The 25139-nt window shown below is 48.1% G+C and carries 24 protein-coding genes and 1 pseudogene; 11 read left to right on the top strand and 14 right to left on the bottom strand.

Annotated elements, in window-relative coordinates; genetic code table 11:
* Positions 1 to 287: 287 nt before the first annotated feature.
* The 6 genes from puuE (at position 288) to OCU43_RS06450 (ending at position 5406) form a co-directional block, all read left to right on the top strand.
* A complete protein-coding gene (gene puuE / locus OCU43_RS06475; protein WP_217647365.1) occupies positions 288 to 1241 on the top strand; it encodes an allantoinase PuuE in 954 nt (317 codons plus the stop codon).
* Positions 1238 to 1759 carry a 2-oxo-4-hydroxy-4-carboxy-5-ureidoimidazoline decarboxylase gene (gene uraD / locus OCU43_RS06470; protein ID WP_091352462.1) on the top strand — a complete coding sequence of 174 codons (522 nt, stop codon included), beginning with the start codon at positions 1238 to 1240 and terminating at the stop codon, positions 1757 to 1759. The genes puuE and uraD overlap by 4 nt, the downstream gene beginning before the upstream one ends.
* A gap of 26 nt (positions 1760 to 1785) precedes the next feature.
* Positions 1786 to 2772 carry an allantoicase gene (alc, locus tag OCU43_RS06465; RefSeq protein ID WP_091352459.1) on the top strand — a complete coding sequence of 329 codons (987 nt, stop codon included), beginning with the start codon at positions 1786 to 1788 and terminating at the stop codon, positions 2770 to 2772.
* A gap of 38 nt (positions 2773 to 2810) precedes the next feature.
* Positions 2811 to 3329, top strand: coding sequence for an ureidoglycolate lyase (locus tag OCU43_RS06460; protein ID WP_091352455.1), 519 nt, complete (start codon positions 2811 to 2813; stop codon positions 3327 to 3329).
* A 116-nt stretch (positions 3330 to 3445) separates the two neighbouring features.
* Positions 3446 to 4621: a urate hydroxylase PuuD gene (locus tag OCU43_RS06455; RefSeq protein WP_091352452.1), complete on the top strand. Its 1176-nt coding sequence runs from the start codon at positions 3446 to 3448 to the stop codon at positions 4619 to 4621.
* A gap of 164 nt (positions 4622 to 4785) precedes the next feature.
* Positions 4786 to 5406: a TetR/AcrR family transcriptional regulator gene (locus OCU43_RS06450; RefSeq protein ID WP_091352450.1), complete on the top strand. Its 621-nt coding sequence runs from the start codon at positions 4786 to 4788 to the stop codon at positions 5404 to 5406.
* Between the two features lie 66 nt (positions 5407 to 5472).
* On the opposite strand, the gene OCU43_RS06445 is transcribed toward OCU43_RS06450, so the two are convergent.
* Positions 5473 to 5910: a GlcG/HbpS family heme-binding protein gene (locus tag OCU43_RS06445; RefSeq protein ID WP_091352447.1), complete on the bottom strand. Its 438-nt coding sequence runs from the start codon at positions 5908 to 5910 to the stop codon at positions 5473 to 5475.
* A 1202-nt stretch (positions 5911 to 7112) separates the two neighbouring features.
* Between OCU43_RS06445 and OCU43_RS06440 the strand changes: the two genes are divergently transcribed.
* Complete coding sequence (locus OCU43_RS06440) at positions 7113 to 7757, top strand: HAD hydrolase-like protein (protein ID WP_091352445.1); 645 nt, start codon at positions 7113 to 7115, stop codon at positions 7755 to 7757.
* Between the two features lie 20 nt (positions 7758 to 7777).
* Here the strand turns inward: OCU43_RS06440 and OCU43_RS06435 are convergent, their stop codons facing one another.
* From OCU43_RS06435 to bhcA, 5 genes are all read right to left on the bottom strand, one after another.
* On the bottom strand, positions 7778 to 8644 hold the full coding sequence (locus OCU43_RS06435) for an isocitrate lyase/PEP mutase family protein (protein WP_175483410.1): 867 nt from the start codon (positions 8642 to 8644) through the stop codon (positions 7778 to 7780).
* Positions 8645 to 8778: 134 nt separating this feature from the next.
* The gene (gene bhcD / locus OCU43_RS06430; RefSeq protein ID WP_091352440.1) at positions 8779 to 9807 is read right to left on the bottom strand and encodes an iminosuccinate reductase BhcD; all 1029 of its coding nucleotides are present in this window, start codon (positions 9805 to 9807) and stop codon (positions 8779 to 8781) included.
* A gap of 79 nt (positions 9808 to 9886) precedes the next feature.
* Positions 9887 to 11044, bottom strand: coding sequence for a 3-hydroxy-D-aspartate aldolase BhcC (gene bhcC, locus OCU43_RS06425; protein WP_091352438.1), 1158 nt, complete (start codon positions 11042 to 11044; stop codon positions 9887 to 9889).
* 22 nt (positions 11045 to 11066) lie between these two features.
* A complete protein-coding gene (gene bhcB / locus OCU43_RS06420; RefSeq protein ID WP_091352434.1) occupies positions 11067 to 12044 on the bottom strand; it encodes a beta-hydroxyaspartate dehydratase BhcB in 978 nt (325 codons plus the stop codon).
* A 21-nt stretch (positions 12045 to 12065) separates the two neighbouring features.
* Positions 12066 to 13247, bottom strand: coding sequence for an L-aspartate--glyoxylate aminotransferase BhcA (gene bhcA / locus OCU43_RS06415; protein WP_091352431.1), 1182 nt, complete (start codon positions 13245 to 13247; stop codon positions 12066 to 12068).
* Positions 13248 to 13571: 324 nt separating this feature from the next.
* On the opposite strand from bhcA, the gene OCU43_RS06410 reads away from it, so the two are divergent.
* From OCU43_RS06410 to OCU43_RS06400, 3 genes are all read left to right on the top strand, one after another.
* On the top strand, positions 13572 to 14342 hold the full coding sequence (locus OCU43_RS06410) for an IclR family transcriptional regulator (RefSeq protein ID WP_091352428.1): 771 nt from the start codon (positions 13572 to 13574) through the stop codon (positions 14340 to 14342).
* Positions 14343 to 14604: 262 nt separating this feature from the next.
* Positions 14605 to 15048: a hypothetical protein gene (locus OCU43_RS06405; RefSeq protein ID WP_091352426.1), complete on the top strand. Its 444-nt coding sequence runs from the start codon at positions 14605 to 14607 to the stop codon at positions 15046 to 15048.
* Positions 15049 to 15484: 436 nt separating this feature from the next.
* Positions 15485 to 15970 carry a hypothetical protein gene (locus tag OCU43_RS06400; protein WP_091352423.1) on the top strand — a complete coding sequence of 162 codons (486 nt, stop codon included), beginning with the start codon at positions 15485 to 15487 and terminating at the stop codon, positions 15968 to 15970.
* Positions 15971 to 16214: 244 nt separating this feature from the next.
* Here OCU43_RS06400 and OCU43_RS06395 read toward each other — a convergent pair whose 3' ends face one another.
* The 5 genes and pseudogenes from OCU43_RS06395 to OCU43_RS06375 form a co-directional block, all read right to left on the bottom strand.
* The gene (locus OCU43_RS06395; protein WP_091352420.1) at positions 16215 to 16922 is read right to left on the bottom strand and encodes a hypothetical protein; all 708 of its coding nucleotides are present in this window, start codon (positions 16920 to 16922) and stop codon (positions 16215 to 16217) included.
* A gap of 80 nt (positions 16923 to 17002) precedes the next feature.
* Positions 17003 to 17313: pseudogene (locus tag OCU43_RS06390) on the bottom strand (transposase); the annotation flags it as partial.
* 251 nt (positions 17314 to 17564) lie between these two features.
* A complete protein-coding gene (locus tag OCU43_RS06385) occupies positions 17565 to 18842 on the bottom strand; it encodes an HNH endonuclease (protein ID WP_091352416.1) in 1278 nt (425 codons plus the stop codon).
* 60 nt (positions 18843 to 18902) lie between these two features.
* Positions 18903 to 19775 (bottom strand): hypothetical protein, encoded by an 873-nt coding sequence (locus OCU43_RS06380; RefSeq protein WP_091352413.1) that lies wholly within the window; start codon positions 19773 to 19775, stop codon positions 18903 to 18905.
* A gap of 99 nt (positions 19776 to 19874) precedes the next feature.
* Positions 19875 to 20381 (bottom strand): hypothetical protein, encoded by a 507-nt coding sequence (locus OCU43_RS06375; RefSeq protein WP_091352410.1) that lies wholly within the window; start codon positions 20379 to 20381, stop codon positions 19875 to 19877.
* A 335-nt stretch (positions 20382 to 20716) separates the two neighbouring features.
* On the opposite strand from OCU43_RS06375, the gene OCU43_RS06370 reads away from it, so the two are divergent.
* Positions 20717 to 21667, top strand: a complete 951-nt coding sequence (locus OCU43_RS06370) for an IS110 family RNA-guided transposase (protein ID WP_091353826.1) — start codon at positions 20717 to 20719, stop codon at positions 21665 to 21667.
* A 22-nt stretch (positions 21668 to 21689) separates the two neighbouring features.
* Here the strand turns inward: OCU43_RS06370 and OCU43_RS06365 are convergent, their stop codons facing one another.
* From OCU43_RS06365 to OCU43_RS06355, 3 genes are all read right to left on the bottom strand, one after another.
* A complete protein-coding gene (locus tag OCU43_RS06365; RefSeq protein ID WP_091352407.1) occupies positions 21690 to 22826 on the bottom strand; it encodes an SIR2 family protein in 1137 nt (378 codons plus the stop codon).
* A 67-nt stretch (positions 22827 to 22893) separates the two neighbouring features.
* Complete coding sequence (locus tag OCU43_RS06360; protein ID WP_091352405.1) at positions 22894 to 23595, bottom strand: hypothetical protein; 702 nt, start codon at positions 23593 to 23595, stop codon at positions 22894 to 22896.
* A 646-nt stretch (positions 23596 to 24241) separates the two neighbouring features.
* Entirely contained in the window at positions 24242 to 25129 is an 888-nt protein-coding gene (locus tag OCU43_RS06355) for a LysR family transcriptional regulator (RefSeq protein WP_091352402.1), read from the bottom strand.
* Between the last annotated feature and the right edge of the window lie 10 nt (positions 25130 to 25139).

The raw sequence follows: 25139 nt of genomic DNA, 5'->3' as shown, positions 1-25139 counted from the left end.
TTCGGCAGACCGGACTAAACTGATCTGAAGATAGCTACACTATAGAACAGCCAAAACCACAGTTAAAGACAATTTTTTAATTTATTGTATACATTATTATCTGAGTAATATCACATTCTGAAATCAAACCCTGAAACCATTGATCTTAAAGGTGTAGCATCGGTTTTAGTGGAGATCCACCCGGGCTAACCTGGAATTTACTGCCTATTTTCGCTTGTTACTTTTAAAAAATATTGTATACAATGATTGCATACCAGTTTGGATTGATCCATTATTTAGTCCAATAGATGCTTACCGTTTCGTTAAGGAGTGCCCCTGTGAACAATGACTATCCCCGTGATCTGATCGGATATGGCAGCAATCCGCCCCATCCCCGCTGGCCTGGTGAGGCCCGTATCGCTATATCATTTGTTCTTAACTACGAAGAGGGGGGCGAGCGCTGCATTCTGCATGGTGACAGCGAGTCCGAGGCGTTTCTGTCAGAGATGCCGGGGGCACAGCCGCTGCCCGGTGTGCGCCATATGAGTATGGAGTCCTGTTATGAATATGGCAGCCGTGCCGGTGTCTGGCGTCTGTTAAAACTGTTTAGTAAATACGAGATCCCCCTGACGATCTTTGCTGTGGCGATGGCGATTGAGCGTCACCCGGAGGTGGCAAAAGCGATGGTCGAGGCCGGCCATGAGATCTGCAGCCACGGTTATCGCTGGATCGACTATCAGTATTTTGATGAGTCGGAAGAGCGTGATCATCTGATGCGCGCCATCGATATCATCACTCAGGTGACCGGTGAGCGGCCGCAGGGCTGGTACACCGGTCGCAACAGCCCCAACACCCGTAAGCTGGTGATGGAGGAAGGCGGCTTTATGTATGACTCCGATGCCTATGACGATGACCTGCCCTACTGGGTCAATAATCAGGGCAAGGGCCATCTGGTGATCCCTTATACACTGGACACCAACGATATGCGCTTTGCCACACAACAGGGCTTTAATAGTGGCGAACAGTTCTATCAGTATCTGAAAGACAGTTTCGACACCCTGTACGCAGAGGGCGCCGATGCACCAAAAATGCTCTCTATCGGTCTGCACTGCCGTCTTATCGGTCGTCCGGCCCGGATCGCAGCACTGGAACGGTTTATCCAATATGCCCAGAGCCATGAGCAGGTGTGGTTCAGTCGCCGCATCGACATTGCCAAACACTGGTACGCCGAACACCCCTTTAACCCGGAGAGCGCATCATGAGTCACGCTCAGTTTCAAAGCTGCACCCCAAGCCAGATGAGCCGCGAAAGCTTTGTCAGTACCTTTGGCGACATCTATGAGCATTCGGCCTGGGTTGCTGAGCAGGTCTTTGATCAGGGAATCGATAGCCGTTGTGATGAGATAGAGGCTCTGCATGGACGGATGGCAAAGATCTTGCTCGAGTCTGATAAACAATCTCAGCTGGATCTGATCAATGCTCACCCGGACCTGGCCGGAAAAGCCGCTATTGCGGGTGAGCTGACCGAATCTTCAACGTCAGAACAGGCCGGTGCGGGCATCAGTGAGTGCACCGCCGAAGAGTTCGCCCGTTTTACCCAGCTGAATGATGCGTATAAAGCGAAATTTGGTTTTCCGTTCATTATGGCGGTCAAGGGCAGCAACCGGCACCAGATTCTGGCGGCCTTTGAAGAGCGCATCCATAACAGTCCCGAGCAGGAGTTCAGCCGGGCATTACAGGAAATCAACAAAATAGCGCAGTTCCGACTGGAAGCTATGTAACCAATTTACGCTAGATGAGTAAAATAATGACAACAACATTTGAGAAACAGATCAACCTGGCTGACGCCCGTCTGGGCAGCAAGGCAATTTTTGTAACCGACGACTGGTTTGCCGCCGTCGACCGGATGCTACAACCCGAAGCCCCCGTCTGGAAAGAGGGTGTTTTTGACGACAATGGCAAATGGATGGATGGCTGGGAATCCCGCCGTAAGCGTTTTGAAGGCTATGACTACACCATCATCCGCCTCGGCGTACCCGGTGTGATCAGCGGCGTCGATATCGATACCTCGTTCTTCACCGGCAACTACCCGCCTTCAGCCTCACTGGAAGCCTGCTTCTGTCAGGACGGAGATCCAGCTGAAGATGCCGAGTGGACCGAACTCCTGAGTGCCGTCAGCCTGAATGGCAATAGCCACCACCTGCACGCCATTAATAATGATAAGCCCTGGACCCATATCCGCTTTAATATCTTTCCGGATGGCGGTGTTGCCCGTTTACGGGTGTATGGCACTCCCTACCTGAACTGGTCTGAGATTGGCAGCGAGCAGGAGATCGATCTGGCGTCCTCCCTCAACGGTGGCCGGGCGCTGGCCTGTAGTGACGAACACTTCGGCAGGATGAGCAACATTCTTAACCCGGGACGAGGGGTTAATATGGGCGATGGCTGGGAAACCGCCCGCCGCCGGACACCGGGAAATGACTGGGTAATCGTGGCCCTGGGACATCCAGGCGAGATCAGCCGCATCGTGGTGGACACCCTGCACTTTAAGGGCAACTACCCGGACAGCTGCTCCATTCAGGCCGCCTACGTTAAAGGCGGCACCGATGAGCAGATCGAAACCCAGAGCCTGTTCTGGAAAGAGTTACTGCCCTCGCAAAAACTGGAGATGCATCAGGAACATGAGTTCAGTGAGCAGATCAACGCGCTGGGGCCGATCACCCATATCCGGTTGAATATCTTCCCGGACGGCGGCATCAGCCGACTGAGACTGTTTGGCCATATTTCTGACTAAGAGCTACGGACTGAGAACTAAGGACTAAGGTGCTTTAAATGACTGAACAAACCAGGCTGACGCTAACACCGGAACCGCTGACCGCCACCGCATTCGCCCCCTATGGCACGGTGATTGAGACCCGGGATCGTGATTTTTTCATGATCAACAACGGCTCTACCCAGCGTTTCCACCGACTGGCTGAAGTGATGCTGGGCAAGCCGGACGACCGGGGGATTATCAGTATCTTCCGCGCTCAGGGGCTGGCAATGCCGTTGCGGGTGAAACTGCTGGAGCGGCATCCGTTTGGTAGTCAGGCGTTTATTCCCCTGAAGCAGAACCCGTTTCTGATTATTGTTGCAGAACCCGGCGAAGTGCCAGAGCCTGCCAATATCAGGGCTTTTATCACCGATGGCAGCCAGGGGATCAATTACCACCCCGGCGTCTGGCATCACCCGGTGTTAAGTTGCGTGCCCGAAGATGACTTTCTGGTGGTCGACCGTGAGGGTGAGGGCAATAACTGCGATGAATATTTCTTTGCTGAAGACACTGAGATAGTCCTTGAGAACAGTCCTTGAGAACAGTCCTTGAAAATAGCCCTTGAGAACAGCCAATAGCGACCAGAGCACAACAAGAACATTAACACTTTGGCCTTTAGCGAAAGCTATGAGTGTCACTATATGAGGAGTAAACCATGGATCCCCATATCACTGAATGGTTAAACCTGGCGGTACGCTGGGTACATATGATTACCGGTATCGCCTGGATCGGCGCGTCCTTCTATTTCGTCTGGCTGGAGAACCACCTGGACCGGAGTAACCCCCGTGAAGGTCTGTCCGGCGATCTGTGGGCTATCCACGGAGGCGGCATCTACCATCTGGAAAAATACAAACTGGCTCCGCCAAAAATGCCGGAGCAGTTGCACTGGTTTAAATGGGAAGCCTACGCGACCTTCCTGTCTGGCTTTACCCTGCTGGCGGTGGTGTATTACCTCAATGCACAACTCTATCTGGTAGCGCCCGGTTCAGACCTCAGCTCGGCTGCCGCCATCGGCATCAGTGTCGGCAGTCTGGTGGCGGGCTGGTTTATCTATACCACCCTGTGTGATTCCCCCCTGGGTAAGCAACCCGCACTGCTGGGCCTGGTTCTGTTTGTTCTGCTGGTTGCTGCTGCCTGGGGCTTCACTCATGTATTCAGTGGCCGCGCGGCATTCATCCATATCGGCGCTATTATCGGCACCATCATGGTGGGCAACGTATTCTTTATCATTATGCCGGCTCAGAGTGATCTGGTGGGGGCAATTAATGCAGGGCGCGAGCCTGATCCTGCGCTGCCAGCTAAAGGCTTACTGCGCTCCCGGCACAACAACTACTTCACCCTGCCGGTGCTGTTTATTATGATCAGCAACCACTTCCCCAGCACTTACAGCTTTGAGTATAACTGGGCGATTCTGGCGGGCTTAGCGATACTGAGTGTGCTGGTGCGCCACTACTTTAACACCCGTCACGAAAGCCAGAAATTTGTCTGGACCCTTCCCGCGGCGGCGCTGGGGATGATCGCACTGGCGTTTGTCACCGCACCGAAAACCGCTGAAACATCCACCACCCAGGTCAGCTTTACACAGGTGAAGCAGATCATCGATGAGCGCTGTTCCGTGTGCCATTCGGCCACACCGACCTTTGCCGGTTTTACCGCCGCACCTCTCGGGGTCATCATGGATAATCCGCAACAGATCCAGATGCTGGCTCCGCGGATTCAGGCGCAGGCGATTACCACCCAGGCGATGCCGCTGGGTAATATCACCCAGATGACGCCGCAGGAACGGGATCTGCTGGGCACCTGGATCGCTCAGGGCGCGTTGACAAAGTAGTCAGCGTCACAATCCGTTTGCTACATTCTGCTAAAAAGCCCTGTTAACCGACAGGGCTTTTTCATTTTCGCAATAACACGGTTGAGCCGGGTTCAGTGCGGGTGATAACATGGCCCCGCAGTTGACCATCACGGTTAAAGAATAAGACAGGATAAGGTAAGCCGATGGCTAAAATAGGGGACCGTAACCGGGAGCTGATTATTCAGGCTGCCAGTGAAATTTTTGCCGCCCGGGGTTACGCCGCGACGAAAACCATGGATATAGCCAACCATGCGGGCCTCCCCAAAGCCAACGTTTACTACTACTTCAAGAGTAAAAAAAACCTCTACCGCAGCGTTGTTGAAAGCGTTATTGATCCCCTGTTGCAGGCAGCCACACCGTTTTACGAGAACGATGATCCGGCCACCGTGCTGGAACAATATATCCGCGCCAAAATCCGGGTGTCGCAACAGCACCCCCACGCCTCGAAGGTGTTTGCCAGTGAGATTATGCATGGTGCTCCCCATCTGCCTGAGGATATTGCTGAACAGATGATGGAGCAGACCAGGGTCAGCAGTAACAGAATAGCGTCCTGGGTCAAACGCCAGCTGATCGATCCGGTAGACCCCCATCATCTGCTGTTCACCATCTGGGCGGCCACCCAGACCTATGCCGATTTTGACTGGCAGATATCCCGGGTGACCGGTAAAGATAAGATGAGTCAGGCTGACTACGACACCGCCGCAGAGCAACTCACCCGGCTGATACTGAAAGGCTGTGGGGTTAAAAGCATACAGCCTGAATAGCAAAAAGCCCCCGATTGACTGGAGGTCTGATCGGAGGCTTTATCTGTCTTAATAAACGACTATACGCTAGATAGCCCCGGCATCCGCGATCAGCCCGGCGGCCTGAATGCCGGTGATGGCACACAGCTCATCCACATCGGACAGATCACCACTGACTCCCACAGCACCAACCACCTCATTTTCGCTGTTGCGCACCAGCACACCACCGGCTACCGGTACCAGATGCCCCTGCGCCAGCGTCGTTAACGATGAGATAAAGGCGGGACGTTCCAGCGCATCCCGGCCCAGATCACGGGAGGATTTACCCATCGCTACCGCCCCCCAGGCCTTACCTATCGCAATATCCGGCCGCAGCATACTGGAACCGTCCTGACGCTGCAGCGAGATCAGCCTGCCCGCACTGTCCAGAATCGCCACGGTCAATGGCGAAGTATTCAGCTCGCGGCTTTTATTGAATGCCGCCTGGATTATGGTGATCGAATTTTCCAGATTTAGTCTGACCATCAGTGTTACCTCTGAATTGTTAATTTTATTAATTGAGAAATCTGATCGTTCGGCGCTGTGGGCAACCCTCACTCAGCGGTAGACAAAACGAATATATAGATAAAACTTACATTCAGACCAAAGTATTGTATACAAATAATAATATATATTGTTGCCATATTATGAAACGGGATTATCTGACAACAAGTTGACCAAAAAGTCAGGATTAACCACAATAGCAACAGCATTACGGCCCTGAAACCAGTGATCGCTGATCTCAGGCTTCACAGGTCCGGGTGCTGTGTCTTCACCGGCAACCTATCATTGTCGGTAAGATTCTTGTTGACTCCCCTCTGCGAGGGTTTAAGACTGTCAGGACGCTGACGGTCTTTTTTTTGTGCTTTTCCGTACCTCGGACCTCAAATAACGCCCCCGTAGGAGCTGCATCCTGCAGCGATTGAGCTTATTGCCTGCACCCAATATCGCCGCGAGGGCGCGCCTCCTACAAACGAGACAACCACCCTGCATTTTCCGGACTGCGGACAAGCGCAGCGTTCGGACCCGGCCCCCGAATAACGCCCCCGTAGGAGCTGCATCCTGCAGCGATTTGGCCCAATGCCTGTTCAGACTATCGCCGCGAGGTACCCGGAGGGCATGCTAGCGCGTCTCCTACAAAAGCGATTCTATCGCCGCTGGAAGCGGCTCCTACAAAAGATGCCACCCCCTCTGCTCTTTCCGACCTCGGACAAGCGCAGCGTTCGGACCCCGGCCCCCGAATAACGCCCTGGTAGGAGCTGCATCCTGCAGCGATTGAGCCCAATGCCGCACCCAATGTCGCCGCTGGAAGCGGCTCCTACAAAAGATGCCACCCCCTCTGCTCTTTCCGACTGCGGACAAGCGCAGCGCTCGAACCCCGGACCCCGAATAACGCCCTCGTAGGAGCTGCATCTTGCAGCGATTTGGCCCAATGCCTGCACCCAATATCGCCGCTGAAAGCGGCTCCTACAAACGAGACAACCAACCTGCATTTTCCGGACTGCGAACAAGCGCAGCGTTCGGACCCGGCCCCCGAATAACGCCCTCGTAGGAGCTGCATCCTGCAGCGATTCAGCCCAATGCCGCACTTCGGACAAGCGTAGCGTTCGGACATCGAACAACGATCTTTAAAATTGTGTACAATAATCAACTCACACTCTGTAACCGGATAGATAAATATAAACGCCATGAAAACGCTGTTTTTTGATCTCGATGGCACCCTCCTCGATTCTCAACGGGGAATAGCCGAATCGATCCAGAGCGCCCTCTCCGGTCTGGGGTATCCACAGGCCGACCCTGAGCAGCTACAGCGCTGCTTTGGCCCACCTATTCGCGATAGCTTTGCCCGACTGATGAACAGCACTGAGAAGGCGCTGATTGAGGATGCAGTGATCCGCTTTCGCCAGCATTATCTGCAACAGGGGATTCGCAACTATCAGGTTTATCCCGGTATCAGGGATCTGCTACAACAGCTTTCAGATGCCGGGCTGCGGTTGCGGGTGCTGACAGTTAAACCCCAGCCGCAGGCTGAGTGGCTACTTGAGGATGCACAGCTGGCTAAACTGTTTGAGGGGGTTCACGGTAGTGAACTCAACGGCGCTAAAAGTGATAAAACTGAGCATCTGGGAGAGTTGATCAAAGAGCACCCCAGGCCCTACAGCCGTCACTGGATGATCGGCGACAGAGCGAGCGATATCCGGGCGGCCCGGGCCCATGGTCTTAATTCGGTGGCGGTTAGCTGGGGTTATGGCGAAGCCGGGGAGCTGCATAGCAGTGACTGCGATTATCTGATTAATGAACCGTCGGCCCTGTTGGATCTGCTGATCCGTTAACCCCCCTTCAAACGACTCCATTACCCATGGGAGGGGTTGAGGTAGTCATTGCAGATCGCATTGAATCTCTGTTGTTGAGCAAACCGGCCAATCAGCTGTTTACCATTGCGGCTGTTAGCCATTTCGCGGCTGGGAAAATCGCTGTTATACAGTTGCAGCAGTGACTGATAGATCGCCTTAACGGAGTCTTCATAGGTGCGATGCCCCCTGAAGTGGATCCTTACCCCCAGCTGCATCATCTCTTCTGCTGAAACCGTCGTCTCTGCATAATCGATCAGCATCAATGGCAGATCAGTCACCCGGTTAAGCTGTACCAGCAGCGCCTTGGAGATCTGGCCAAAAATGCAGATACCATCAACACCCGTGCGACTATAGGCATCCACCCGTTGCAGCAGATCCCGATGGGGTTGCTGTGCATGAGTGCGGGCAAAGATCGCCATATCAGCATCGTTACGGGCTTGCAGCGCGGCCTGTAATTTACTGCATCCCTCTTCCACCGTACTGAGGTTCAGCTCCGGTTGTTTATAAGGTCTGGGAATCACCGTATCTTCGATAGTGATCACCGCCGCGCCGGCATGTTCCAGCTCAGACACCGTTCGCATCACATTGAGGGCGTTACCATAGCCATTATCACCATCGACAATCACTGGCAGGTCGGATGCCAGACACACCCGGCGCGCCTGCTCTGCCAGCTCACTCAGGGTCAGCAGATAGATATCCGGCACACCCAGCGACATCAGCGAGGCCACTGAGCCACCCAGTATGCCAACCTGAAAACCAATATCATCCGCCATTCTTGAAGACAGGGGATCAAACACAGACGCGCAGGTCACACACTGCTGGTTGTCCAGCAGCTGACGCAGTCGTAATCGCGCAACAGAAGCCATCATGGATACCTGTAATACAAAGAGGATTAACCAATAAAACACCCCGTCCGTCGGAAGGGGTGCTCAGCGGGAGAGACTAGATCTGCTCAGGGCAGTCAGCTCAGTTATAAAAAGCTTGTTTATAAAGTGCTCAGTTACAAAGAGACCTGTCCCGCCAGCCCTTTGGCTTGTGCAAGCTCGACTGCTGCAGAAGCGACGGCCAGATCCTGCAGACCGACCCCGGTGCCATCAAACAGGGTGATCTCAAGATCATCCCGACGACCCGGATGGGTGCCATTAATCACCTCACCTATCGGCGTGATATCGGCTTCATTCAGCAACCCGGACGCGACGGCATGCTGCGCTTCACCGATACTGATCGATTGCGCCACCTCATCGGTAAAGACGGAGGCTGATGCCAGCAGTTCAGGATCAACCTCCTGCTTACCTTTGGTATCGGTGCCCATGCAGGCGATATGGGTTCCCGGTTTAATCCACTGCTTCATGAGCAACGGTTCAAACGCTGAGGTGATAGTGATAATAACATCCGCCTCGGCGCCCAGTTGTTCCCGCTCGACGGCGGCAAACGGCATACCCAGCTCTTCACACACGGCAGCCAGTCGGGACAGGTATTCCGGGTGGGGGTTCCAGGCAACCACTTTTTCAAAGTTGCGCTGTTCAAGAGCGGCCCGCAACTGGAAGGTTGACTGATGTCCGGCACCCACCATCCCCAGCACCCGGGCATCTTTACGCGCCAGATGAGCGATAGACACCGCCGACGCGGCAGCGGTGCGTACCGCCGTCAGATAGTTGCCTCCCACCAGCGACCGCAGTTGGCCGGTATCCGGATCAAACAGAATCACGGTGGACTGATGGTTGGTCAGGTTTTTATCAACGTTGCCCGGCCAGTAGCCGCCGGATTTAACCCCCAGTACCATCCCGGCACGATCGAAACCGGACTTGAACCCATAGAGGGCATCCGCGTGGCCGATCGCTTCCCGCACCACGGGAAAGTTATAGGCAGCACCGCTGGCCATCGCAGCAAACACGCTTTCAACAGCAGTGAAGGCTTCAGGACGACCCACCACCTGTTCACATACCGCTTCAGATACCAGGGATATTCCTGCGCCTGCATCAACCGGAGAAAGCTCTTCAAAACTACGTTCTTCAATAGAACCACCCATAGATATTCTCCTTATTCGGATAACCGGTAGCGCCCGGACGGGCAGCTACCGTAAAGATGAGATTAATAAGACCGCTTTATTAATACGCCTTACCACGGGCGGAGACTGGCCACAGCGTCTCAACCTTACCGTTACGCACACCCACATAGTAATCGTGAACGTTACAGGTGGGATCGCAGTGTCCCGGCACCAGGCGGATCTTCTGATTAACTTTCAGTGCGCCATTGGGATCGGAGATCACCCCGTGTTCATCGGAGCACTTGATATACTCCACATCATCGCGACCAAACACGTAGGGCAGTCCACTATCAACCGACTGCGCTTTCAGACCGGCATCACAGATCGCTTTATCCGCTTTCGCATGACTCATGATGGAGGTCAGGATAAACAGTGAGTTTTCAAACTCAGAGATCCGCTCACCGTTTTCATCATGGATGGTCTGATAATCAGCATCCATAAAGGCGTAAGAGCCACACTGCAACTCGTTATACACACCGGAAGCACCCTCAAAGTAGTAAGAACCGGTACCACCACCGCCAACGATGTCGCACTCCAGGCCAACCGCTCTGAGCATCTCAACCGAACGGGCCACCATCTCAATGGCGATATCCACTTTCTCTTTGCGCTCGTTGTAGTTCTGCAGATGTTGCATCGCGCCCTGATACGCCTGAATGCCCGCGAACTTAAGACCGGGAGCCGCATCAATCGCCTGAGCGATATCCACCACCGGTTGTCCCGCAGCCACACCACAACGTCCGGCACCACAGTCAATCTCAACCAGACACTCAATCTGGGTGCCATGCTTCTGCGCGGCAGCAGAGAGTTCCGCGACATTTTCAATGTCATCAACACAACAGATCGTCCGGGCACCCAGTTTCGGCAACCGCGCCATACGGTCGATCTTGGCCGGATCACGCACCTGATTCGAGACAAGTACATCTTTAATACCGCCACGGGCAAACACTTCCGCCTCGGACACTTTCTGGCAGCAAACGCCACAACTTTCGCCCAGCTTTTCCTGCAACAACGCGATATCAACGGATTTATGCATCTTGCCGTGCACCCGGTGGCGCACGCCCATCTGCTTAGCGTAATCCCCCATGGTGCGGATATTCTTCTCCAGCGCGTCCAGATCAACAATCAGACAGGGTGTCTGGATATCTGCTTCATCCATTCCCGGGATGGCCGGAACGTCGTACCCTACTTCCAGATTGTGCAATTCATTCTGTGCATTCATTGGTGTTCTCCTGTCAAAATTCTTAGTTGTTCAGCCATGGCAGTTTGTCGAGGTCGACATTTCCGCCGGTAATAATGACCCCTACCCGTTTGCCTCTGAAGAGTTCCGGATTCTTCAGAATGGTCGCCAGGGGCACTGCGCTGCTGGGTTCAATCACAATCTTCATCCGTTTCCACACCAGCTTCATCGCCTCGACAATCTCCTCCTCGGTGGCAGTGAGAATGTCGGTGACATGGTTGCTGACAAAGTGCCAGGTCAGGTCTTTCAGCGGGACTTTCAGGCCATCGGCGACGGTATCCGGAGCATCATCCGCAATAATATGACCGGCCCGGAAAGAGCGGGCGGCATCGTCCGCATTCAACGGTTCTGCGGCGTAGATCTTCACCTGGGGCGCGATGGTGGAGAGTGTCAGACAGGTGCCGGAGATCATTCCACCGCCACCGATCGGAGCGATCACCGCATCCAGGTCATCCACCTGACTGAGCAACTCTTTGGAGCAGGTCGCCTGTCCGGCAATAACCCGTGGATCGTTATAGGGGTGAACAAAGTCAGCCCCGGATTCAGCCACCACCTCGGCAAACACCGCTTCGCGGGAACTGGTTGAGGGTTCGCACTCAATGATGGTGCCGCCATAGCCGCGCACCGCATCCTTCTTCGCCTGAGGCGCGGTGCGAGGCATGACCACCGTCACCGGAATGCCCCGCTGGCCCGCCGCATAGGAGAGCGACAGCGCATGGTTGCCGGAGGAGTGAGTTGCCACGCCCACCGCCGCCTCGGCTTCAGTCAGGCCAAACACCGCATTGGATGCCCCGCGTACTTTAAAGGCCCCGGCCTTCTGCAGGTTTTCACACTTAAAAAACAACTCTGCACCGGTCAGCTCATTGAGGAAACGGGAGGTCAGTACCGGCGTTTCATGGATATAGGGTTTAATCCGTTCGTGGGCGATCAGCACATCATCATAGGTGGGGATCGTCATCTTCTGTTCAGTTATATCGGTCATGGGATACCTCAAAAATTAACATCAGGCACAGTTCTTACTGGCAGTCTTACGAAAATATTCCTGTGCGGCGGCAACCCCGGAGCCCAGCGTGATCGGGTAGTTCAGATCCGCCATCGCCATCTCAATCGTCGCCAGACCCGACAACACCATCACGTCAGTCAGTGAGCCCAGATGGCCGATGCGGAACGCTTTACCGTTCATCTCTCCCAGACCGATACCGAAGGAAACACCGTAGGCATTAAAGGCATGTTCGGTCAGTTGGTTGCTGTCAAAACCCTCCGGTACATAGATCGCGCTAACCGTATCGGAGTACAGCTCCGGCGACTGTGCACACAGTTTCAGCCCCCAGGCGTCAACCGCTTTACGCACCCCTTCAGCCAGACGGTGATGACGGGCATAGACATTCTCCAGCCCCTCTTCAAACAGCATCGCCAGACTCTCTTTCATGCCATAGATCAGCTGCAACGGAGGCGTATAAGGGAAACCACCGTTGGCATTCGCGGCCATCATGTCGCGAAAATCGAAGAAGGTGCGGGTCAGAGTCGCCGTCTCCATCGCTGCCAGGGCCTTCTGGCTAACCCCCAGAATGGCCATACCGGTATTCAGCATGAAGCCCTTCTGCGAACCGGAAACCGCAATATCAACGCCCCAGGCATCCATCTCAAACGGCATCGATGCCAGTGAGCTAACGCAATCAACAAACAGCAGTGCCGGATGGCCCGACGCATCCATCGCCTGACGAACGGCGGCGATATCACTCTTAACACCGGTCGCCGTTTCATTGTGGGTTACCAGTACCGCTTTAATCTCATGGCCATTGTCGGCACTCAACACCTCGGCAAACTTATCTGCCGGTGCACCGCTGCCCCAGGCACACTCAATAACCTGAACATCGAGATTGTGGCGCTGGCAGAGATCGATCCAGCGGTGGGAAAACATCCCGTAGCGGGCGATCAGTACTTTGTCACCCGCTGACAGGGTGTTACAGATAGAGGCTTCCCAACCGCCGGTACCACTGGACGGGAAGGTAATCACTTCACCAGTCTCAGTACCAAAAACACGTTTGCAGTCGCGCAGTACCGGAGCGAATGTTTCAACAAAATCCGGCGCGCGGTGATCGCGGGTCTGGAGATGCATCGCATTGCGTAACCGATCAGGAATATTGGTCGGGCCGGGTATAAAAACAGGATTCTGATCTGTCATGGTGAATACTCTTTATAAGTGTTAGAAAAAAGCACTCTGCTCAGGATCGTCTGAAGCAGTAAGACTTAAGTGTTATTCACCATAAGAAGAACGATTAACTTCCGCAATATGCAAATATTCCATATTATGAAATTTTAATTATTTACCCGTTTACTTTTACTAACTAACTGAAATTAAAAGAATAAAATAGAGAAAATGGTTGAAAACTAAGAATTTCATATTATGAAATACAGTTTTTTATTGTTGCTATGTGGTAATTTCATAAAAAATTGCACAATATAAAAAGCATCAAGCCGATACATCAGCCCTTAACAGGAGATCTCTATGTCAGATACAAAACCAGAAGCCCGGATTCAGGTTATCGACCGGGCCACACTGCTGCTAGATGTTATCTCCCGTTATTCAAAGCCGGTGAAACTGAAAGTCCTGAGTGCGGATGCCGGGCTACACCCCTCCACCGCCCACCGGATTCTTCACTCGCTGATCGATAACCGTTTTGTCGAGCGCAGCAGCGCCGGTGAATACCGACTGGGACAGCGGTTATTGCAACTGAGTAATCGGCTGCATACAGATATCGACCTGCGGGCGGTGGCGATGCCCTATATGGAAAAGCTGCGGGATAAGCTGGGCGAGACCATCAACCTCACCATCCGTGAAGGCGATGTAGTCATCTACTTTGAAAAGGCCACCCCCAACCGCATGATGCACGTACAACAGATCGTTGGCAGCCGGGCACCGCTGCATGTCACCGGCGTCGGTAAACTGATGCTGGGCATCAGTGGCGAACAGGAGATCGCCGGTTATGCCCAGCGCACCAACCTGCCCGCCTACACCCGTAATACCTTTAACTCCCTTGAAGCACTGACCGAAGAGTGTCTGACATCAGCTCAACGGGGCTATGCCCTGGATAATGAAGAAGCGGAGATCGGTGTTGGCTGTATCGGCGTACTGATCTACGATCAGAGCAACCAGCCAGTGGCCGGACTATCCCTCTCGGCCCCGATAGACCGCCGCCGGGATGAATGGATCGGGGAGCTGGTTCAGGCGGGCAATGCGATATCAGAGCAGTTGGGGTATGGGAAAAGCAGTGGCTAGATCGCCGCTACGAGGCTGGCTAGTGGTTAGAACGTCGCTCCGCGACTGCTAGAAAAAACATCGGAAATAGCGGTTAGGGCTTCGAATTAAAGTGCTTGCGCAAATAGGATGAAAATCGATAGCGCCTGACAGGCGTAACTTGCTGCACAAAATAAATCTTTCCCTTTTTTAGTATACTGAATAATCTAAGATTGTTTATAAAGAATTAGTACAATAAAATAAGATGATGACGCTATACAGCATATAAAGGGGGGGGCTGATAATGAAACTTAAGTTCTTAATAGCACTTAGCATATTTTTCTCATCCACTTTATTTGGCAAAGATATAACCTTGCAATGCTCTGGCACAGAAAAATTCATGCCTGCTACTTTGAATGAAAGTAGGTCACAGAAATACTTGATTGTTTTTAATCCAGAAAAACTAAAAATAAGTAAGTATTTAACTTATATTAGTGTATTTTTTGGAGCCAAAGATAGTGATTCTAAATACGAACTAAAACTCAATGTTTCAGACTCTGAATACATTCTTGGAGAAACTGCAAAGGATAAATTAGGAAATCTTGTAATCATGAGTTCACTATCAATAAATCGTTATACAGGAGAAGCCTCTAGATCTACCTTTTCTTTTCCTACTGGAATGGTAAATCCTGTTGTCATTTCTAATTTTAAAGGAGACTGTCATACTCTTAAAGACAAAAAATTCTAGCCCAAACCATAAGACAGTTTTTTTGTGACTTTAATATTTGAACTTCTTGCCTATTTAGCATGAAAGCTCAGAAAAACAATAAAACAATAACTACCACTCCATTTTAAATAAAGATATCGACTTAATATTACATGCCTTCGGATTAATTAATGTCAACTCCAGGCTAAACAGATAGATTTTACACTTTTTATCTTAATACGCTTATAAATTAATTATGCTTTAAATTAGAGTACATTAATGTCCGTCGAAATAAAGGAAGTCCAAAATATATCGTAGCTACCGGATTGATTTCTGCAACACTTGGGTAAACCACAAACTATGGAAACAAATTGGTTCGAGCAAAGCAATTGAAGGAGGATGAAAATATTGACTACATCTTATTAGTCATATGATAGACTAGATTTTACCAATGACATTTTTAAAAGGATTTGGATACATGTCTAGGATACGCCTACTTGGTTCTGTATTTCTATTGTTCACTCTAGTTGGTTGCGGAGACTACACTTCAAATAAAGTAGTATCCTATAGCCTTCCGAAGGAGGGTATCAAGAAGCTAATCTTGGTTTCGCGGATGAATTTTATCTGTGGTTACTTAGGGAAATATCATGCTGAGTACAGTACTTCTTCTTATTATCATCATTTTTTAGACAATGGAGATTTTTTAATTAAAACTTTGCTGGCGTCAAAAATTGACGGAAACGATCTAGATAAGCGACAAACGGAGTTCATAAAGTCAATAAAGCCTGGCATGGCAAGCGCTCTTCGAGACGATCTTTCTAATATTGATAATAGCATAGAGATTGAAACTATGATCAATACTTGGCTGAATACGCTAAACAATCGCACTTCAAACTGCCAGGATGTAACCACATATACTCGACTTATTATTGATAGGTTAATAGAGGAAAAAATAGTTTTTTGATAGTTAGCTATAGCTAATCTAACTGTGTTTCAAATAGTAAATAACAAGATAAGTAGGAACAAACCAAAATGCTCTTTAGAGATTGTTATCCCGACTTTTTAATGTCCGCTTATGGCACGGAGAAAACTTCAATCAAAGAGTTTTGACCCTTTAGATACGGGTTCTTGTGCTATCAAAGCACAAAGCCAAGCGAAGCCAAAGCTGTCGGCTTGATAGCCTTTTTAGAGAAATTCTTATCTTTGAGTTAGATATACATACCCGTATCATTTGTATTTTTCCGTGCTTCGTGATAGCTATCACGCATATCTTTGGTTATTTTATCTCCTCTAAATTTTTCTTTTAATGGCGCACAGTAAAGTCCGTAATAACCTTCAAAATAAGGCTTTGTTTGACTTGAAATCTCCTCATATTTTTTTCGATCAGTGAATTTAAGTTCAAACCACTCGCAATGAGTAATAATTTCATTTGAGTAATTAAGAATAGCTTCTAACTGAAATATGATGTGTTTAATGCCAGCATAATCATCAGTATATTCATTTTCTATGCGATCATTTTGACTAAGCAGCTCTTCAACAGCTGCGTTATACCCTTTAACTATCTTATAGAACCCATCAGGTAAATCTTGGTGAAAAGGGAAATTTCTTATTAATTCACAACTTATTAAGTCTCTCCTCGGGTGATAAATTGTAGATTCCATCATCAAATACGAGCTTCCATTCTGCTCCATTGAACCGCTGAAGCAGTTATTAAATATTAGTTTCCTAAAATACTCATGAGAATCCAAAACAAATCTCTTCAACTCTCTTAAGTCTTTTAAAGCTTCTTTATCTACATTTTTCTTTTTTTCTTTACTTTCGTAATTTTTACTAATTTTATACATCACAAATGCTGAAAAAAACGCTAGCATTGAACCTATTACTCCAGCTATGGTCGCATTATTCAGAAACTCCATAGTATCCTCTCTTAAACATAAGGTCTTATTAACTTCTAACGAGACTGTCGGATTAGACATTTTGACATAAAAATACCTGATTACCCATAATGCTCAGCCAGCTTCAGGAGTCGGTATGGCATCGGTGGTGTCCTGACGGCGGTACGACCAAGCTTGGGCAGCATTGCAGGCAGATCAAAGCGATGATTAAAACGGAAACAATATTCAGCCAGATGTCTTGGTAAATGCTTTGCTCCGATTGAATGGCAACTACCTCGAAGTGAATTTTTAACGTTACTAATCATCGTGTTAACCCAGTTGAACGCTTTGTGATCCAGTAACTCAAGCTTGCCGCCCACAACAAACCCAGGTGTTCACATTCAGTCTCTTTAACCGCCTTAAAACAAGCCAACTAAAGGGGTCAAAGCCCTTTTATCACGGAAAATAATTTTCCTAATGGAATCTTTAACATCGCCTCACAATATCGCTTGCACCGTAGGAGATCGTCAAGAGCCATAGTAATTCTATCGTAGTAATAGCGGTCTTTGCTCATATCTTCCCTTGACACTTAACGCCTTGCATGAGGGGCGCATTTGGAGTGAAGCCCGAAGGGCGTAGCGAAAAATGCGTCCTTCTCAATGCAATTGTTAGATGCCAAACCATTCATAGCTTCGCAATCTGCCGCAGCTCTTCACGGACGGCTATTACTTGCACCAACTTTCCTGTGGGCAATATTTTTATGAATAGCTCATCTTGGATTGGGAAAGTGTGAGCTATACCCCCTCCTTCTAAAGCCTCTGAGGTTACCAAATGCTCTGATTCCTTCATTTTTGAATAGAGGTCTGAATCAAGAGGGTTTCCTTGACTATCAAAAACGGGGTGACCTGCTTCCGTTGTATGAAACCCAAATTCTTCAGAGGTTTGCAGGTCCAAGAATTCCTGAGCCGCGTGTTCTGTTGGAAAATAGTATTGAAATCTGAGCTCAGGAGGTGCAAAAACCTCTTGCAGTAGCTGCTCTGGGTGTATCTTTCTGAACGACTTCTTTTCTATGTCGTTTACACCAATTACCGCTAAGCTGTCTGGATAAGGTAAATTAGATAAGCGGACACCTACTGAAAACATCCCGTGAAGGTGAACCAAGCACACTAACCCATGATCTTGCGAACCAACAATTATGAGATAGTGTTTTTTACTTTCAAAATCTAAATAATCACGTAAACCATCAAATATTTGATGATCGAAACCACTTCCAATGGAAACAAATTTCTCTACTGAGTCGTATTTTGCATTTTTGAGAATTTCTGATATTTCTATAGCCGATGGATCCGAAAAATACCCATCCACTGTGTCCACAGAGAATTCATAAGCAATTTTCAATAACCCAATCTTAAAATCTGCCAGATCGATAGATAGCGAGCATTTAATGTTTGGTTTTTCGACTGTTTGAACGCTGCGGTCTATTCCTTCGAGCTGCTCTATTGGTACCTGCAATTTTTTCGCTATTTTCTCAAGTATGCTATCTAGCTTTTTTTCATCCGACGCATCAATACATATACTAACTTTGGTTCCGCCACCTTCAGTTTCTAATTCTTCATAGCTTACATTGGTAATGGTGTAGGGCGTGGGCTTACCGTCCTCTCCAAGCCGAAGTTGAATTTTTTTGTTTACGTCTTCAGCAATATGGTGCGTGCCAGAGAATGGGTTTGGTAGTTTTTTAGATTTACCTGTTAAACCAAGCAAATATCTCTGGAACTCTGCAAATTGATGATTAACCAACTTTGCGTCAACCGATGAACCGAGATCAGAGTTGCATTCTTTGCAAACAGTATAAATATGGTAGTAACCACCTAGGGCGTCAGGGATTACATGCTCATCAGAAAAGTTATCGCTTTCTTCTCTGCAAATGATGCAATATTTTTCCATAGAGCTATCCTTTTGCATCTAACGCCCCTATTTAACGGCGAGGGGCTTTTCCGAGTCCGTTACAATGGCTTGTTACATTTAAAGATTTTCACTAGAGATACCATTGCATAATTCTTCTCCAATCCAGGTAAGAGAAGTTCTTTGTTTGATAAATGGGAGAAACATAATGCCTATCATAACGCCTAATACACCCATTAAAATTACATTATTGGCTGAGCTAACGTTTATTGACATACTGGAGAATAATTCCCTGTTAGCTTCTGCTGCTAGCAAGAAGAAAAAAACTGGCATAAGAGCAAGCAAAATCGTTCTTACCACTGGAAACGATTGCTCAAGAATTCCTTTCGAACTAAGTGATTTAGCTAATTCTCTATTTCGAAGATATTCTTTGTCCTTACTAGACCGAAATGAAAGTGCTTCTACTGCGGAATTTACGTTAACGTTTGCATGCTTATCTAGATAGAATTCAATTAGAAACTTTGCTTCAGCAGTAGTTAATAGCGTTAATTTTTCCTTTAGAATCTCTACGTCTACATTTCCGTTTTTTATCTTGGAAATGATGTTGCTCCACAGCTCTGCTACTTCGGGATTCTCAATATCTTGCTCTATGGCACTCTCTACAGCATCATATATCTTCTCAATTGCATCTAAATTACTAGAGTCTTCTTCGGCTTTCTCAAGTATTTCTTCTATAGCCCCTTGATTTTTTTTCAGTAATTTTGCCTTTTTCCTATCGCGATTAAATTCTTTAACTTTATTGATACCCTTAACTTCTAACTTTGCTATCTCGCTTGTTATGGGGTAAATGAGAGTTCCAATTGATTGACTTATGGTAGCCTTAGTAAGCTCAACTTTTGCAAGGTCTTCTAAATCAGTATCTCTTTTATCAATAGCAGGTTCTTCTTTTTCTACACTTGCTTGTTGGATAGCTGGATCTAATTCATCTTCCATACGAATCTCCCATTTGCAATGTAACGCCACGCATCACCGGGAATTTGCGGCGCGCAGCAGAGCAAATTATCCGTGTGAATGCGATTGTTATGTACGTTGTTAATTTCTACTAATGCCATCTTTTGGATATACAAAAACATTTGAATATTTTCGCCTCCATAATTGATCGCTGACACAAGCTCTTAAATCTCGGCTACAAGAACCTTCCAAAATTTCCTCTAAGGTTTCATTAGGAACAAAAACCATGTGAGACTTTCCTGATTCTAATGATATTGGACATTTGTCATCAATTTTATAAAGTGAAAGACTTGAATATACCCAGCCTACAGAGATTGGTAAGCGTTTATACTTGAATAGGAATTTAACCCGCTCGAAAAAGCTTTCCTCGCTATGACGGTAAAGAATATCTATATTCGCCAAATGTACAGTGTGGGGCGATGGATTTTTTGTTGAAATGTAAACTCCATGTTTCGGTTGATCATTTTCACTTTCTATACCAAATCCAATATCTACTTTGTATCTAGGAACTGTTCTGACGACATTCCAAAAGAAAACAATTGTAGAAAGAAGCGCAGCGTAAATGGCTAATATTTCAGTTAGCTTCAAGTAATGTTCTCCTGGCTATTCCTTAAAGTACATAACGCCGCTAGCAACGGCACAAAATTGATGGCGCCTTTATTGCGCCGTTTGCAAAAAAGGTGACAGCGAGTTTGTGTCCGATTTGCCTGGCCTTGTATGGTTAATTCCGTTCCATTTCAGGGTAAATTGGAGGCCCACCCTCAACGGCCATTGAGGGTCTTTATGCAGTAGCTCGATGATTGGCCGGCTCCTCATACGAGAGACCGATAACAAGTGGGTAGCGCTGCATAACTCCGAAGCAATAACTCGAACAGTCATTGGGGCCTCGAGCCCGCATAGCAAGGCAGAGTCAGCTTATTATGATGAATACGAAAAGTCACATTGAAATCAACGTCGGTGTTGATGTCGGTAAATCGAAACTTGATATAGTCCTTCATCCATTAGATCTCCATTTCTCAATACCCAACGATGATGAACATATTCACAAGATCGTCCAGGTTCTTAAAACTCATCAGGTTAAACGTATCGTAACCGAAGCTACCGGGCGTTACGAGCACGCTTTTGTCTTTGCCTGCGACAAAGTAGATCTTCCTGTTGTGGTGGTCAATCCCACTAATATCCGACGCTACGCTCAAGCCATCGGCGTACTGGCTAAAACCGATAAAATTGATGCCACAGAGATTGCGCAATTCGCAGCCACTATTCAACCTGATATCAAGCCTATACCCGACAGACAGTCCCGTATAATCAAGGATTTACTTATCCGGCGCACTCAGCTATTAGAGATGCAAACTATGGAGAAAAACCGTCTCCAGATCATGCCAAAGGAGCTGCACTCATCCATCAAAGCCTTACTTAAATCGCTACAAACTCAGATCGAAAAGCTCACTCTGAAACTCGATCAGCTTGTGGCTGAAGTCAAGCACTGGCGCATTAAAACCGAAATACTGACCAGTGTTCCCGGTGTCGGTAAAGTCCTGGCCTACACTCTGCTCAGCGAACTGCCAGAACTTGGAAAACTAAACCGAAAAGAGATCGCCGCCCTGGTCGGCGTCGCGCCAATGAACCGCGACAGCGGTTCGTACAACGGTAAACGTCGTATCCGAGGTGGCCGCCATCGCATACGCACAGTGATGTTTATGGCAATGCTCTCTTCGATACAGTGCAATCCTGTTTTTAAACGCTATTACGAGCACCTGAAGGCCGTAGGGAAGCTCCCTAAAGTGGCTCTGATCGCCTGCATGAGAAAACTGATCGTCATCCTAAATACTATGCTGAAAAACGAGGAGCGCTGGAATGAAAAATCAGCCTGATATTATTGACAGAACACCACAGTCACTTGTATGGTGATTCTATCAGGCTTGATAAGTTATCAGTTACAAACTCATCAAATGTTTTGTTATAGAAAAAAGGTTCGGCTGATAAGGATTTGTAACTAGACCTAATAGTGCTGTTTATATAAGGATCAACAATGTGTAATTCAGCATCGTTCTTCATGTTTTTTATAAAGAGAGCTTTTATATGAACATCTGCTTCTGGAAATGAATAACCTACAAATACTATTTTTTTAGCCTTCCTAATTTCGATTGCCGCCTCGTCGAGTAATTTGTTAATAGCTGGATGAGAAAGATCTTTAATATGGGACGGCGGGACTATAAATGTATCGAACCTGTTTCCATCTAATGGGCAAACAAGTTCAAATTCTTGGGTTTCTAAATTGCCACAGCTGGCATATGTGAACCCTTTGAAAGCCATAGAGCTTAGATCGATATTAGTGTCCCATGCCGTTAATAAGACTTGATTGCAGCAATTACAATATTTCCAGTTCAGTGAGCCATGTACTTTAATGAGTTTTATTGGCTTAGGATCACCGCCATCCCATACTGTTACAGGATCTCGGGGGTTTGCCCACCAATGAAATGGGTCAATTTTGTCATAATGATTATAATTCATTAGCTCAATGCAATAATCAATATAACCTCTATCGGGATATAAAAAGTCAAACGCCTCATCTAGAAGCGTATCGTAATTCATAGTTACAACAGAGATATTCCTATTGGTTTCAGAGACAGCACTCCAAAATTTCCGATATGTGTTGTTTTTATCTGCCATGGGCTTTGAAATCACATAATGTACTAGCTGTATCAAAGCTTTTTTGATTTCGATAATTTTTAAGGTTGTATACTCTTTTCCTAGACCTTCTCGCTTGCTAATAAAGTATTCTAGATAACCAAATACTGATTCGAGCGTTGGGTATCCATCTTCAGTTAGATCAAAATTCTCGTTAATAAAGACGCGTACTTGATTAGCAGCTTCAGAGGAAGTTAATTGCTTGTCATTAGACTCGAAGATCAGCTTTAAAATGTCTTTTTGTAATGGAGCGCCTTCTGCAATAGATGCGCCTGCACCAAAGACAAAGAGAGTATTTCTCTCTTCTTCATATTTTATGAACTTTTCTTGATTCGATCTCAATTTGATTCCTTTCACCTAACGCCGCAAGAAGGGGCCGCCGTCTAGGCGGTTCCTCTTGCTTGCCTTGTTAACTGTTTGCTCGATGAACTTCATTTGGATAGACCAAAAAATAGATTTCATTAAACTCACTTTCAATATCAATTTTGTTATCCGTAAACAAGAGCTGACCAGAACTATATGTAGGATCAGCGACCAACAAAAGCCGTATATCATCTAGGTGAATTTTATACTTCGGAATCTTTTTTTCCTTCTCTATGATAAATGGTGCTAGAAATTCACTATCGATTTCTCTTACCCACCCGACTCTATCGTCGACATACTCCCATCGTTTATAGATTCCTATTTCTTCAGGAAGGTGGGTAGCGTAGATTATAGAGTTCTTATTCGTATCTATTCTTATGTTATCCCACTCCTTAGATTCGATGGAGAACTGCAATAGAGATTCTAGTATTACCGTCTCATTATCAATATTTCCCAAGATTCCAACCTTTATAGGAATGCTAGTCTGCTGATAATAGCTATCAGCGAGCTTCTGAATAATTTGATTGTTGCGACCCTCGCTGGCTCTTCGTATGGAGCCTTTTTTGGTTTCCTTATCTTTAGTAATTTCTCTTACTTCTAGTCCAAACTGCTGAACTCCATCGTGAACGAGCAAGTCAGGCCATTCACGCTCATCGTCTGGAAACTCAATAGTCCAATTGCCCCCTAGGGTTTTAGCCAATTGAGATGCGTAAACCATTTCTCGCTCTTTTTGTGCGTTGGTAGTCATAGGTACAGTTAACAGCTAATTATAGTGCCCTTTGGCACTATAACTCCCAGGCACTATAATTCTGGAAGCCCGATAGACCAAAAAACATTTTTATATTATAAATCAGCAGGTTAGCACTAATTAAGAGAGGCATCTTACAGAATTATAGTGCTTCCAGAGGCCGCGTCCCTGCCATAAACTTGCCTCAATCATAATACCCATATTCAGTTGAATCAAAGAGTTAGTTCACTATTTTCAGTGTTCAAGAGAAAGGGGGTCCCCTGAACAGGGACAATTGACATACTTTCATCCCTAAACCACTGGAATCAAAGCCAATGGTATCCCCGCGAGCAAGCCGCTCAGCCACATTATAACCACGGCTTTTTATGCTCTTTTCTTCGCTTTTTCTAGCAAGGAAACGAAGTTTCCGTCTAGCCACGAGCAGGAGCCGAAGGCTCCGTTCTAGCCACGTCTTCGCTTTATCATTACAAAATTAAAGGAATCAAACCCTGTGGTATCCCCGCGAACAAGCCGCGCAGCCTCATTCTAACCACGGTTTTTATGCTCTTTTCTTCGCTTTTTCTAGCAAGGAAACGAAGTTTCCGTCTAGCCACTAGCAGGAGCCGAAGGCTCCGTTCTAGCAAGCGACGAAGCCGCGTTCTAAGATTTACACAGTCAGATCCAGCTGTGACAGCTCTTCCAGCAGCCAGCTACCGGCACTACCCAGGGAACGGTTTTCTGCCCAGACCACGTCGATCCCCTGCAAGCTGGCGACCTTCTGATAGTCCCGTTGCAGGATAATCAGTTCGCCGCTATCCAGTTTTTCCTGCACCACATTACGGTGCAGATAGGCCCACCCCAGACCACTGCATAGCAGGTCCATAATCAGGTGGGGACTTTCTGAAAACCAGATACTGGGGCTGAACATCAGTCGTTCATGGCTGCGATCACTGAGGTCCAGGCTACGCAGCACCAGCTGCCGATAAGCACGCAGGTTTGCATGTGACACCGGCTGTTTAACAACAATGGGATGATCATGGCGGCACACTGCCACCCGCTCAGAATAACCGATGCCGCGAAAACCAAACCCCTGAGGATAGCTCTCGCGCTCCAGCATCAGGCCGATATCCGCACGGTTGGTGCGCACCAGTTCCGCGACATCGCTGCCGCCGGGGTCCAGCAGTTCCAGCTGAATATGGGGAAATCGCTGTTCGAAGCGGTGCAGAATCGCCATCAGTGGCCGGTTGGAGATACTCTGCTCCACCGCCAGACAGAGTTCGACCTCATCACTGTGCCCCAGCGCCTGGGCATGGACACGAAACTCATGCTGACTGTGAAGCACGGTGCGGGCGTATTCCAGCAGTGCTTCTCCGCTTTTTGTCAGCACCGGATTGCGGCTGCTGCGATCAAACAGCTCGACATTACTGTCCAGCTCCAGATTACTGATCGCTGTACTCACCGCGGACTGCGCCTTTCCCAGACGCCGGGCGGCGGCCGAGAACGAGCCGGTTTCAGCCGCCATTACAAAGGCCTCCAACTGATCAATACCTGCCATCTGCACACCC

This window comes from Amphritea atlantica (genome assembly GCF_024347255.1).
GTDB classification, from domain to species: Bacteria; Pseudomonadota; Gammaproteobacteria; order Pseudomonadales; family Balneatricaceae; genus Amphritea; species Amphritea atlantica.
The sequence above is the reverse complement of the archived record's forward strand: the minus strand, read 5'-3'. Positions and strand labels throughout refer to the sequence as shown.